The 12794-nt window shown below is 64.9% G+C and carries 11 protein-coding genes; 6 read left to right on the top strand and 5 right to left on the bottom strand.

Features of this window, described 5'->3' with window-relative positions:
* Window positions 1-49: 49 nt before the first annotated feature.
* Both gabT and AC5RU3_RS01490 read right to left on the bottom strand, forming a co-directional pair.
* Entirely contained in the window at window positions 50-1414 is a 1365-nt protein-coding gene (gene gabT, locus AC5RU3_RS01495) for a 4-aminobutyrate--2-oxoglutarate transaminase (protein WP_493964707.1), read from the bottom strand.
* A 27-nt stretch (window positions 1415-1441) separates the two neighbouring features.
* A complete protein-coding gene (locus AC5RU3_RS01490; protein WP_309071330.1) occupies window positions 1442-2872 on the bottom strand; it encodes a gamma-aminobutyraldehyde dehydrogenase in 1431 nt (476 codons plus the stop codon).
* A 148-nt stretch (window positions 2873-3020) separates the two neighbouring features.
* Between AC5RU3_RS01490 and AC5RU3_RS01485 the strand changes: the two genes are divergently transcribed.
* On the top strand, window positions 3021-4454 hold the full coding sequence (locus tag AC5RU3_RS01485; RefSeq protein WP_493964706.1) for a PucR family transcriptional regulator: 1434 nt from the start codon (window positions 3021-3023) through the stop codon (window positions 4452-4454).
* 3 nt (window positions 4455-4457) lie between these two features.
* Here the strand turns inward: AC5RU3_RS01485 and AC5RU3_RS01480 are convergent, their stop codons facing one another.
* Window positions 4458-4808 (bottom strand): TraR/DksA family transcriptional regulator, encoded by a 351-nt coding sequence (locus AC5RU3_RS01480; protein WP_493964705.1) that lies wholly within the window; start codon window positions 4806-4808, stop codon window positions 4458-4460.
* Between the two features lie 95 nt (window positions 4809-4903).
* On the opposite strand from AC5RU3_RS01480, the gene AC5RU3_RS01475 reads away from it, so the two are divergent.
* The gene (locus tag AC5RU3_RS01475; RefSeq protein ID WP_493964704.1) at window positions 4904-5536 is read left to right on the top strand and encodes a putative glycolipid-binding domain-containing protein; all 633 of its coding nucleotides are present in this window, start codon (window positions 4904-4906) and stop codon (window positions 5534-5536) included.
* 55 nt (window positions 5537-5591) lie between these two features.
* Here the strand turns inward: AC5RU3_RS01475 and AC5RU3_RS01470 are convergent, their stop codons facing one another.
* A complete protein-coding gene (locus AC5RU3_RS01470; protein WP_493964703.1) occupies window positions 5592-7295 on the bottom strand; it encodes a sensor histidine kinase in 1704 nt (567 codons plus the stop codon).
* A 153-nt stretch (window positions 7296-7448) separates the two neighbouring features.
* Between AC5RU3_RS01470 and AC5RU3_RS01465 the strand changes: the two genes are divergently transcribed.
* The 4 genes from AC5RU3_RS01465 to AC5RU3_RS01450 are packed head-to-tail and all read left to right on the top strand — an operon-like array spanning window position 7449 to window position 11259.
* Window positions 7449-8570, top strand: a complete 1122-nt coding sequence (locus tag AC5RU3_RS01465) for a PP2C family protein-serine/threonine phosphatase (RefSeq protein ID WP_309123753.1) — start codon at window positions 7449-7451, stop codon at window positions 8568-8570.
* Window positions 8567-10519, top strand: coding sequence for a glycosyltransferase (locus AC5RU3_RS01460; RefSeq protein WP_458115502.1), 1953 nt, complete (start codon window positions 8567-8569; stop codon window positions 10517-10519). The genes AC5RU3_RS01465 and AC5RU3_RS01460 overlap by 4 nt, the downstream gene beginning before the upstream one ends.
* The gene (locus AC5RU3_RS01455; RefSeq protein ID WP_309071337.1) at window positions 10503-10835 is read left to right on the top strand and encodes an STAS domain-containing protein; all 333 of its coding nucleotides are present in this window, start codon (window positions 10503-10505) and stop codon (window positions 10833-10835) included. Before AC5RU3_RS01460 ends, AC5RU3_RS01455 begins: the two co-directional genes overlap by 17 nt.
* Complete coding sequence (locus AC5RU3_RS01450; RefSeq protein ID WP_458115503.1) at window positions 10828-11259, top strand: ATP-binding protein; 432 nt, start codon at window positions 10828-10830, stop codon at window positions 11257-11259. The genes AC5RU3_RS01455 and AC5RU3_RS01450 overlap by 8 nt, the downstream gene beginning before the upstream one ends.
* Window positions 11260-11299: 40 nt before the next feature.
* Here AC5RU3_RS01450 and AC5RU3_RS01445 read toward each other — a convergent pair whose 3' ends face one another.
* Window positions 11300-12757, bottom strand: a complete 1458-nt coding sequence (locus AC5RU3_RS01445; RefSeq protein ID WP_493964702.1) for an FAD-dependent oxidoreductase — start codon at window positions 12755-12757, stop codon at window positions 11300-11302.
* Window positions 12758-12794 lie beyond the last annotated feature (37 nt).

Here is a 12794-nt window from a genome sequence, read left to right as displayed (position 1 = left end):
CGGATTGGGCTGCCCAACCGACCGCCGTCGTCGTGCAGGAGCTCTGGTGTTACTTGACCCCGCGGATCGCAGCTTCCAGGACGTCCAGGCCGTCGTTGAGGAGCTCCTCACCGATGACCAACGGAGGCAGCAGGCGAATGACGTTGCCGTACGTGCCGCAGGTGAGGATGATGACGCCTTCCTGCAGGCACGCCGCTGCAATGGCCTTCGTCGCTACGGCGTTCGGCTCCTTCGTGCCGGGCATCACGAACTCGACGGCGAGCATTGCACCGCGGCCGCGTACCTCACCGATGATCCCTGTCTCCTCCTGGAGTGCGCGCAGCCGGGGCACCACAATCTCCTCGATCCGCCGCGCACGCGCCGAAAGATCGAACTCGGTCATCGTGTCGATGGCGGCGAGCGCTGCAGCGCAAGCAACAGGGTTGCCGCCGTAGGTTCCGCCGAGACCGCCCGGGTGGACGGCGTCGAGCAGGTCGGCACGGCCGGTGACAGCCGAGAGCGGCATACCGCCGGCAATGCCCTTGGCCATGGTGATGAGGTCCGGGACCACACCGTCATGGTTCACCGCGAACCACTCGCCGGTGCGGCAGAAGCCCGACTGAACCTCGTCGGCGATGAAGACGACCCCCTTCTCCTTGGCCCACGCGGCAAGGGTGGGCAGGAAGCCTTCGGCGGGAACAATGAAGCCGCCCTCCCCCTGCACCGGCTCGATGATGATGGCGGCGAGCGACTCGGCGCCGATCTGCTTCTCCATCACGGAGATCGCCCGCTTGGCCGCTTCCTCGCCCGTGATCGACGGGTTCTCCTCGCGGAACGGGTAGCTCATCGGAAGCCGGTAAACCTCCGAGGCGAACGGACCGAAGTTGCCGTCGGGGCCGCCCTTGTACGGCAGGGACTTGGCGGTCAACGCCATGGTCAGGTTGGTGCGGCCGTGATAGGCGTGGTCGAAGGCGGCAACGGCCGGCCGACCGGTTGCCAGACGGGCGATCTTGATGGCGTTCTCGACCGCCTCCGCTCCGGAGTTGAACAGCACGGTGCGCTTTTCAAAGTCACCCGGCGTCAGCTCGGCGAGCTTCTCGGCGACGGCGATGTATCCCTCGTAGGGGGTCACCATGAAACAGGTGTGTGTGAAGTGCTCCACCTGCTCCTTCACGGCGCCGACGACGGCGGGATCGGACGCGCCGACGCTCGTCACCGCGATGCCGGATCCGAAGTCGATGAAGGAGTTGCCGTCGACGTCGTGCACAACGCCGCCGTCCGCGTCAGCTACGTAGACGGGAACGCCGGAGGAGACGCCCTTGGCGACGACGGCGGCGCGGCGCGCGTTCAGCGCGGTGGATTTGGGGCCGGGGAAGTCACCGATGATGCGGCGCTTCTGTTCGAGCCGGAATTCCTGGAGTGCCTGGGTGGTCATGGGTAGGTCCTTTCTGGGCGGGCGCTGTTACGCGTCCAGCGCGCTCATGACGTGCTTGATGCGGGTGTAGTCCTCGACGCCGTACATCGAGAGATCCTTGCCGTAACCGGAACTCTTGAAACCGCCGTGCGGCATCTCGGCGGTGAGGAGGATGTGGGTATTGATCCAGACCGCACCGAAGTCCAGATCACGGGAGACGCGCATGGCCGTACCGTGGTCGGTGGTCCAGACGCTGGAGGCGAGGGCGTAATCGACGTCGTTCGCCATGTCGACTGCCTCGTCCTCGGTGGTGAACTTCTGCACGGTGATGATCGGGCCGAAGGTTTCTTTCTGCACGATATCGTCAGTCTGCTGAGCGCCGGTGACGATGGTCGCTTCGAAGAAGTAACCCCTGTCGCCCGAACGCTTTCCGCCGGTGGCCACGGAGCAGTGCGAGGGCAGAGCGTCCATGACGGCACTGACGGCGTTGAAGTGGTTGATGTTGTTCAGCGGACCGAAGTAGTTCTTCGTGTCGTCCGCATCGCCTGTCGTGAGGGTTTTGGTGTGTTCCACCATGGCTGACACGAGGTCGTCGTGCACCGAGTCCTGCACCAGTACCCGGGTGATCGCGGTGCAGTCCTGGCCCGCGTTGAAGAAGGCGAACTCAGCGATGGCTGCGGCGGTCTTCTTCACCTCCGCGTCGGCGAAAACGATGGCGGGAGCCTTGCCTCCCAGTTCGAGGTGCGCCCGCTTCAGGTTCTTTGCTGCGCCGGTGGCGACAGCGATGCCCGCACGTACCGAGCCGGTGATCGACACCATGGCGGGGGTCTTGTGCTCAACCATGGCCGCTCCGGTCTCACCTGTGCCGAGCACAACGTTGAGGACGCCGTCGGGCAGGATTCCCTGGGTGAGCCGTGCGAGGACGAGTGTGGACTCCGGCGTGGTGTCACTCGGCTTCAGCACGATGGTGTTTCCCGCTGCGAGCGCCGGGCCGATCTTCCAGATAGCCATCAGGAATGGATAGTTCCAGGGTGCGACCTGTGCGACGACGCCCACGGGTTCGCGGCGTACGTACGATGTGTGGCCCTCGAAGTACTCGCCTGCGGACTTGCCCTCGAGCAGGCGTGCGGCGCCGGCGAAGAACCGCATCTGGTCGGCCCCGGCGGCGACCTCCTCGGAGGCGATCATTTCGCGCACCTGGCCGGTGTTGCGGTGCTGGGCTTCGACGAGCTCCTCGCTGTTGGCCTCGATGGCGTCTGCGAGCTTCAGCAGCATGAGTTGGCGCTGGCCGGGAGTCACCCGCTTCCAGGATGAGAAGGCCGTCTTGGCCGCGCTCATCGCGGCGTCGATGTCTGCCTGCACGGAGACCGGCGACTGTGCCACTACTTCCCCGTTGGTGGGGTTGACGATGTCGAGCATCTCGCTGCCGCTCGGCGTGACGAACTTCCCGTTGATGAAGTTCTGCAGTGTGGTGACCACGGCGTTTTTCCTTTCGCTTTGGGACATGCTTGCCCAAATTCATTGCCGACCCTACGTGGTGCACACCACGCAGCCTAGGTGTAGACGCACAGCGCAATCGGCGTATCGTCATGCATCCGCACAAGGCCGCGGGCCTATGATTGATGTCATGGCGATCACACTCCCGGCGCTCCTTGCCACGCCCGCGCTGAAGCTCCAGAGGGTGGGTACCAGTGAAGCCACAGATGTACCGGTGCAATGGGTTGCGGTCACGGAACTTGAAGATCCGAAGCCGTTCCTCAGCGGCGGCGAGGTGGTGCTCACCACCGGCCTGAGACAGAAGTCCGCTACCTCCCAGCGCAATTTCGTGCGGCATGTACACGCGTCCGGCGCACTCGCTATCGGCTTCGCCACCGGCCTCAGCCACGAAAGGGTCCCTGCCGCCTTCCTCGACCAGGCAGACGAACTGGGCCTGCCGGTATTCCGTGTCCCCTATGAAACCCCGTTCATCGCCATCGGCAAGATCGTCGCCGACTCCCTGTCTGCCGAGCATTACGCCCGTCTCGAAAACCTGCTGAAGGGCCATCAGACTCTGGCCAACGCGCTTCTGGGCGGCGGCGGACTGCCGCAACTTCTGCGTGAGTTGGCCGCCATGCTGGCCACCGACGTCGAGCTTTCCCAGTATGGGACTCAGTTGGCCGAGACCGGCAGCAGATTCTCCTCCTCCTCACCGGGGAATGAGGGCCGCGCCTGGCACCGCATTCCCGTGGCAACAGGGCTCAAGGACCGGTGCACCCTGGCCATCGCCGAGCCGTACCGGCGCGACGCGATTACGGATTACGCCCAGACCCTGATCAGCGTTGAGCTGAGCAACCAGGCGAGGCGCCGGGGCTCCGAGCGTGCCGTGGTCGGGCAGTTGCTGCAGGATGTGGTGCGCGGCACCCTCGCCGGGGGTGAGGCAGCGGCGCGCCTGGGAAGTGCCGGCATCGACATTGCGCGCAAGCAGTGTGTCGTGCTGGCGGACGTAGCCACCGGCCAGCGACGGGCCCTCCGGACGCTCCCCCTGCCGGGGAAGTACGACGACGTCGTCACCGCCGTCCTCGAAGACCGGCTGGTGATCGTGGTGCCGGCAAGCGACGGTGAGAGCCTGAGCCGTGCGTTGAGTACCTACCTGCACGGGGCGGGCTTCACCGCGCGGGTGGGTTTCGGCGGTGGCTATGCGCAGGCGAGCGGGCTGCGCTGGAGCTACTTCGAAGCGCGCGAGTCCCTCACCCGGGGCCAGCAGGTGAACCGGCCCGATCGGCTCAGCCTCACCTCACTCCTCATGGCCAGCGAGGACGTTCCGCTGGCGGACCTCGCAGCCGAGGCACTGGATCCCTTGGTGGCCTTCGACGAGCGGCACGGCGCCGAGCTGATGCTCACACTCGAGAAGTACCTCGCGCACAACGGGTCAGTGGCTGCAGTGGCGGACGTCCTGCAGCTGCACCGCAACACCGTGCGGTATCGGCTGCAGCAGATCGTGGACCTGACCGGCTACGACCCCGCCGTCACGGCCGACCGGGTGCACCTGTATCTCGCGATGAACGTTCGCGGACTTCGTTAGCGGTCAGCGTGAAGCGGCGTGGGTTATACAGAACCTCGTCCAGGGCCGAGCCTCCAGCCGGCCCTCGGCGATCTCTGCCCCGCACGCTTCGCACCTGCCGTAGCGTCCCTCGTCCAATCTTGTCAGGGCCGCTTCCAGTTCACTGATACGCGCGTCAGTGTCCCGCAGGAGCGTACCGGACTGCGACAGTTCAAACGCGATGGTGGGACCCTCCGGATCATGTTCATCATCCACGTTTGAGTCGCGGCGCAGGTCGCTGGTGGAATCGATGTCCGATGCCAGGGCGGCGCGCGACTTTCGGGAGTCAGCCAGTTCCTGCTGAAGCAAGGGGCGCATCCGCTCTTCCATGCTCATGTCCCCTCCGCCCATCAGTGATGCTCGGATCCTACTCCTGCAATATCCGGCCAAGGCTCTGGCGCGGCGGCCCCGCGGCTTCATAAGGTGAACGAATGGGAAATCAACTGCATACAAGTCTCCTGCACACCTGGCAGGGCATCGACGATCCTGGCCGCCTGGATTCCGCCACCATCAACCTCGAGCCCGGACGGTTAAGCGCACACGGCACATCCCGCACCGACTCGTATGCCCTCAGCTGGGCGTTGACCACAGTCGACGGCTGGGTAACCCGCCGCCTGACCGTCACGGCGCACGGTTATGGTTGGAGCCGCCACCTGGAGCTGGAACGCCACGACGATGGAGCATGGACCAGCACCAGCTCCAGTTCCGGTGAATGTGACCTCCCCGCACCCGGCATCGAAGACGCGGCGCTGCTGGCAGGCGCCCTCGACTGCGACCTCGGCCTCTGCCCGGTCACCAACACCATGCCCATCCTCCGGCTGAACCTCCACTCCGAGGAATTGGCTCCGGCGGACGAAACCTCAATGGTCATGGCGTGGGTGGAGGTCCCGAGTCTTCGGGTGATGCGCAGCGGCCAGATGTACAGCCAGTTGCGGGCCGCAACAGGAGAGCACAACGGCGTGGTGCTCTTCAGCTCCGACAATCACGGCTTCACTGCGGAACTGCAGGTCGACCAGGAGGGGATCGTGCTGGAATACCCGGGGTTGGCTACGCGTATCCGCTGAGATTCAGTAACTTTCCTCATCATGGTCGGTCCCTGCTTCTTCTGTGCCGGGGATCCTACTGACTGGCCTCGCTGACCGACCTGCTCATGCCGGGCTCCTGGCCGTGGGGATTGTCCGGCAGTTCGAAGGTGAACGTGGTGCCCCGGCCCAGTTCGCTGCGGCAGTGGATCTGGCCGCCGTGTTCCTCCACGATCGAGCGGACAATGGCCAGACCGAGCCCGACGCCGGGAATCGCCGCCTGCCGCACCGCTGAAGTGCGGAAAAACTTGGAGAAGACCTCCGCGCTGTCTTCCGGGCTCATCCCCATGCCCTGGTCCTCCACTTCACAGATCACCGAACCGGGCATCTTCTGTGCACGAACCGTCACGGTGCCGCCTGCCGGTGAATACTTCACGGCATTGGACAGCAGGTTATCCAGCACCTGGCCGATGCGGGCCGGGTCGCAGCGGGCGATGGTGCCCGCAGGAATCTCGTTCACTATGGTTACCCCTGCTTCCTTGCCGCGGGAGGCGATGGCCGCAACCGATTCCGCCGCGATACCGCCGAGATCGGAAAGGACGGGGGCGACTTCCGGAGGACCCGAAGCCGCGGTGAGCAGATCGTCGACGAGCCGGCGGAGGCGCGAGACATTCCGGGCGATGACGTTGAGGCTCGCCTCCGTCTCAGGCGGGAGGTCGTCGTCGTCGAGCAGGAGTTCCAGATAGCCCACAATCACGGTGAGCGGAGTGCGCAGCTCATGGGACACCATGGCGACGAACTCCTCCTTGGCGTTGAGCGCATTCACCAGCTCGGTCACGTCATTGAAGGCGACGACGGCGCCCTCTCGCTTGCCGCTTTCATCCAGCATCATGCGGGCAGAGGCCGAGAGCACGCGCTGGTCTTCGCCGGTGCCGACGCGGATGAGGTAGTCGGAGAAGGTTTGACCCGCAACAGCGCGGTACGCCGGGCGCAGCTCCGGGGGCATGGGGGTCACGCCGTCGGGACTGAACAGCAGGAGGTCCTTTTCCGGGGCGTCGTCCACGCCCTCCGGCAGCCCTGCCCGGTGGATCTCGTGCTGCCTGCGGTTGAAAAGAATGTCATGGCCGTCAGCGTCAATGGCGAGAAGTCCGACGTCGACCGTGTTCACCGTGGCGTTGAGCAGCCGCTCACGCTGGGCGCTTCGCTGGAGGAGCTGCTGCAGCGCGTGGTCCTTCTCCTCCATGGCGCGCTGCTGGTCCATCATGCTTGCCGTCATGACGCGTATCGTCACGGCGATTCCGAAAATGATGGTGGGCAACAGGGCGGACTGCGTGAGGTCGGACGGTCGGATATCGGTCCGGGTGATGAAAAGCGGCACCCAGATCATCGCGAAGGGACCGAGGAGACTTACGGCCAGCGCCAGTCGGGGGTGGAGGCCGGAGGCGGTCAGCCACAGCACCGGAAACACGGCCATCAAACCGACCCCAAGAATTTCGACGTCGGCACCGTACCGAAGCAGGCCGATGGGTATGAAATCCAAAACCGGGATGATGAGGAACAGTCCGTACGGCAGCTTGTCCCACGGCGTAAGTGCACAAGCCAACAGAAGGGCGACGCTGAGCGCTATCCCCCACTGGAATGCGGCAGTTTCCCAGACGACCGGGTGGAAGAACACACTCCCAACGGCCAGCAGCGCCGTCGTGATGGACAACGGCGCCTGGCTGAGGAGCACCCTCGAGCGCATCGACATCTCGTGGAACTGCCGTGTGTTGAACGTCAGATAGGACAGGACATTGTCCATGGTGACTGGTGCTCCTAACGTCCGGTGCAGTTCCGACACTGCCCACTCTATAGAGGGTGCGGTCGGTACGGGATGGGCCGGAACAACCCGCGCTGACGCGGAGGTGACAACGCGTTTCGCCACAAGACTCCCAGTTGTGGGTTAAATGGACCCATGACCGTCTCAGCTCCCGAACGCCGCGCCCTTGTGATCGAAGATGATGCGGACATTCGAATGCTTCTGGTGGGAGTCCTGAAACGCGAAGGTTTCCTGGTGGAAGAGGCCGCGACGGTTCGGGAAGGTGTGGAAGCCGCCCGCCGCGGTGTCGACATCATCACCCTGGACCTCAACCTGCCCGACGGCAACGGACTGGATGCCTGTGCACAAATCCGCCCGATCTCCGACGCCTACATCCTCATGATCACCGCGCGCGGCACCGAGATAGACCGGTTGGCGGGCCTGGATTCCGGTGCGGACGACTACATCACCAAGCCGTTCAGCCCGCGTGAACTCGTCGCGCGCATCAACTCACTCTTCCGGCGCCAGAACCGGCAGCTCGCCGCAACTGAGGCTGCCAGCGCGGCCGACGAGAATGAACGCCGCCGTGCTGCCCAGGTGCAGCAGAGCCTGCTGCCCCGGCAGGGCCTTCAGCTACAGGAGTACGACGTCGCCGGAAAGTTCCGGCCATCGCGTGCGGTCGGCGGGGACTTCTTCGACTGGTACCCCGCCGCGGACGGCATGCACTTCACCGTCGCGGACGCCATGGGCAAGGGTATGGGCGCAGCCCTCGTCGCGGCAACGGTCCGCGCCGTGCTTCGCTCAACGGCCGAGGAACCCGACCTCGCGCAGGCCTTCGCCTCCGCTGCAGCCTCCCTCGAAGGCGACCTCGAACGGGCGTCCTCCTTCGTTACCCTGCTGCACGGCCGTCTCTCGACGGCCGACGGCGGCGTGGACCTGATCGACGCCGGCCACGGGCTCGCTCTCCACATCAGCCCGGACGGGTCATGGCGTCGCCTGGCTTCCGGTGGTGTGCCCTTGGGCACGGTCCCCGGTTGGGAGTGGGAGGTGGTGCGGCTCACACTGGGTCCAGGTGACTCCCTCGCAATCATCAGCGACGGGCTGCTGGACATCTACAACACGCTTGAGGAGTTCGCGGTGGCCGCCGCCGGCACCGTTGCCGGCGCAGACTCGGCGCGCGATGCCTGCGAGAAGCTGCTGGTCCTGGGTGAAGACCCGCGGGTGGAGGATGACGTGACCGCGGTAGTCGTACGACGGAATGGCGGCGAAGCAGCATGAGTGTCTTCTGGGTGCGGCTACTGGTCGTTCTCACCGTCATCCTCGGCGTGAACTACATCGCCTGGCGGTGGCTCGAATCGCTCAATTGGGACGCCTGGTGGATCGCTGTTCCGCTGGTGGCGGCTGAAACCTACAGCCTGATCGATGTCGCGCTCTTCGGGCTGACGGTCTGGCGGCTGAAGCGACGCATCCCTCCTGAACCGCCGGTCGGCGCCACGGTTGACGTCTTCATCACCACCTACAACGAACCCATCGACATGGTGCTCAAGACAGCCGAGGCGGCGAAACGCATCACTTACCCTCACGAAACCTGGATTCTCGACGACGGATCCCGTCCGGAACTGCAGGAGGGAGCCGAGAAGCTTGGCGTCGGGTACATCACGCGTGGACCGGAGTGGGCGAACCGCCCGCGCCACGCCAAGGCGGGAAACCTCAATAACGCCCTGATGATGACCTCCGGCGAGTTCATGCTCATCCTCGATACCGACCAGGTGCCCGATCCCCGCATCCTCGACAGAACGCTCGGCTACTTCAACAACCGCCGGGTCAGCCTCGTCCAGACGCCCCAGTACTTCGTGAACGTTCCCGAAGACGATCCGCTCGGAAGTCAGGCGCCGCTCTTCTACGGTCCGATCCAGCAGGGCAAGGACGGCTGGAACGCCGCCTTCTTCTGCGGATCCAATGCCATCCTGCGTCGTGAAGCACTTATGCAACTCGGGCTCGCCGGGTATGTGGAGGAAGTTGAACGCGCCGTCACCGCAGCCCTCAAGTCCGCACGGGCCGCAGTGCGTCGGGCACGCAAATCCGCTGAAGCCGCCAATCCGCTGGTCACCCGCCTGCTGGACGATGTCGACAGGGCAGTTGACACAGCCCGCGCCGAGCAGGCGGCCGGGGCGCCGCTCGCAGAAGTCACCTATCGTGTTCGCCGGTCGGTGGACAACGCCGTGCAGCAGATGGTCGCTGCGGACATGTCAGCCATGGAGGCAGACCTGGCCGAAATTGCGGCAATGGACCTGGGCAGTGAGCCCGGCGTCGCGGTTCCTGACAATCTGGATATAGCCGTCCAGCAGCTCTCGGACCGCGCCTGGTCACCGCTCGGCGCATTGGAGTCGGTCCAGGCGGTGCTCGACGCGATCTCGGTGGACCGCGATGACGAGGCACAGCCCGTCATGCCGCTGGCGACCATCTCAGTCACCGAGGATATGGCCACGTCGATGCGCATGCACGCGATGGGCTGGCAGAGCGTCTACCACCACGAGATCCTCGCCTACGGCCTGGCGCCCGAAGACCTGAAGACCATGCTCACGCAGCGGCTGCGCTGGGCGCAGGGCACCATCCAGGTGCTCCTGCGCGAGAACCCGCTGGCCAAGAAGGGAATGAGCCTCGTCCAGCGGCTCATGTACTTCGCGACCATGTGGAGCTATCTCAGCGGGTTCGCGGCTGTCGTGTACTTCGCCGCACCGATCATCTACCTGACGCTCGGCATCCTTCCAGTGACCAGCATCAGCTTTGACTTCTTCATCCGCTTCCTACCGTTCATGATCGTCAATCAGCTGCTGTTCGCGGTGGTGGGCCGGGGCGTCAGCACGTGGCGCGGCCAGCAGTACAGCCTCGCGCTCTTCCCCACCTGGATCAAGGCCTGCACGACGGCGGCCCGTAACGTCTGGTTCGGCCGTCCGCTAGGCTTCGCTGTCACGCCGAAGGCACGTCAGGACGGCGGCCCCAGCTGGAGCCTGATCCGTCCGCAGCTGATTGTCATGGTTCTGCTCGCCGTGGCCGCGATAGTGGGCACCATCCGGCTGGCCACCGGCCTGAATGAACCGCTCGGTACGTTCGTGAACGTGGTCTGGGTTGTCTTCGACCTGATCGTGCTGAGCGTGCTGATCAAGGCTGTGAAATACGAGGGTTACGTTACCGAGGAAAGGAACGCCGATGCAGTTCGCGATTGAGGACCGGGGAACATACACCGAGGTGGTGGCCACGGGCCGGCTCAACATGGTCTCCGCGCCCACCCTGCGCGCAACCGTCGATGAGGCGGTAGGCGCCGGCAGCCGGCACATTGTGGTGAACCTTGCCGCAACCGAGTTCATGGATTCATCCGGCCTCGGCGCCCTGATTGGGTGTCTGAAGGTGGCCCGCCAGGCCGGAGGCGACTTGCGCATTGCGTGCGTGCAGAAGCAGGTGCAGATGGTCCTTGAGCTGACGAATATGAATCGCGTGCTCGCGCCTTACGGCACCGTAGAAGAGGCATTCGCGCGTGACTGACCGTGAGTTGCAGCGCCGGTTCGAGGCTGATGCAAAGCCCGAGTCGGTCAACGATCTGCATGACGAACTTGATCGTTTCTGGAGCGCCCTGGACGATGTGCCGTTCGAGGACCAGATGGCGTTCACCACCGCCGTCATCGAGGCCGCCTCAAATGTCGTGGAACATGGAGTTCCCCTGGACCGGGACGGAGTGCGCCTCGGCGTCGAACTGAACGCAACTTCCAGCCGGCTACAGGCACGGATCCTCGAGATCAATGCCGCAGCCCATCCGGATCCCCTGACACCGGCAACGGGAGACCCGGCGGACCTGGAATCAGGACGCGGACTGTTCCTCATCAACGCTCTGGTGACCACGGTGACCGTGGAACGGCAGGGGAACACGAACATCTGGGTACTCTCGAAAGAATCGGCGCCCCGGCAGTAGGCCGGAGCACCGATTCTTGCCGGCTGACTACGGCTGACGACTAGGCGTCGGCCGGCGTGTCGACCAGCACGGCTCGAGAGACGGAGACCATGTCCCCGCGCGGCACGACCTTGATGCGTTCGCGGACCACCCCGTCGATTTCCGTCGCGGCGTCGCCGAGCGCCCGCTCGTGGGCATCCAGCGCAAGCCAGCCTTCCCAGGTGGTGAACTGCACCCCGCGGGAGGCCAGAAGTTCGACGACGGCGGCGTCGTCGGGCGTTCCTGCCGCCGGGAGGTTCTCGAGGTCTTCGAGCAGGTACGTGATGGTTTCGAGGGCGTCGCCCTTGGTGTGGCCGATAAGTCCCACCGGTCCACGCTTGATCCAGCCCGTCGCGTACAGCCCCGACACATGGGCGCCGGAGGCATCCAGGATGCGCCCGCCGTCGTTCGGGATGACGCCGCGGCGGTGGTCGAACTCCACCTCCGGCAGGGCGGACCCGAAGTAGCCCACCGCGCGGTAGACGGCCTGTACCGGGTAGTCGATGTACTCCCCCGTGCCCACGGCGTTGCCCGTGCCGTCGAGTGCGGTGCGCTCGAACTTGATGCCGGCAACCTTGCCGTCCTCGCCGAGAACCTCCACGGGGTTGTGGAGGAAGTGCAGGTGGAGACGGCGGGAGGCAGTGAACTCGGAGGGGTCCTCCGGCTGCTCCGCGATCCAGTTGGTGAGTGTTCCGACCATGGTCTTGGTCTGGTTGTTGGTCTGGATTTGCCGGTCGGACTCTTCGTCGAATTCGAAGTCCTCGGGGTAGAGCACAATGTCGACGTCCCGGGAGTGTGAGAGCTCGCGCAATTCCAGCGGTGTGAACTTCACCTGTGCCGGGCCGCGGCGCCCGAACACGTGGACATCCGTCACCGGAGAATTCTTCAGTCCCTGATAGACGTTGTCCGGGATCTCGGTGACGAGGAGGTCCTCGGCGTGCTTGGAGAGGACGCGCGCCACGTCGAGCGCCACATTACCGTTCCCGATAACGGCGATCTCCTTGGCCTCGAGCGGCCATTCACGCGGTACGTCGGGGTGCCCGTCGTACCAGGAGACAAAGTCCGCCCCGCCGAAGGAGCCCTCAAGCTCGATGCCGGGGATGTTGAGGTCGGCGTCCTTGATCGCGCCGGTGGCGAAGATGACGGCGTCGTAATGGGTGCGGAGGTCCTCCATGGTGAGGTCCGTGCCGTACTCAACGTTGCCAAAGAAGCGAATGTCGCCGCGGTCCAGGACCTTGTGCAGCGCGTTGACGATGCCCTTGATGCGCGGGTGGTCGGGCGCAACACCGTAACGGATGAGGCCGTACGGCGCCGGGTAGCGGTCATAGAGGTCAATGCTGACGGTAAGTTCACCGGAAGCGACCGGTGCGGACTTGGTCAGGATGTCGGCAGCGTAGACTCCGGCCGGACCGGAGCCGACGACGGCGACGCGCAGCGGGCGCTGGGGGGCGCCGTGGGAAAAGAGTGGTGGTTGCGACACGGCTGTGTTCCTTTGCTGTGGTGGTGGTTCTAGCAGT

It is taken from the genome of Arthrobacter sp. MDB1-55 (assembly GCF_059092925.1).
This window is presented reverse-complemented; position numbering and strand designations above follow the sequence as displayed.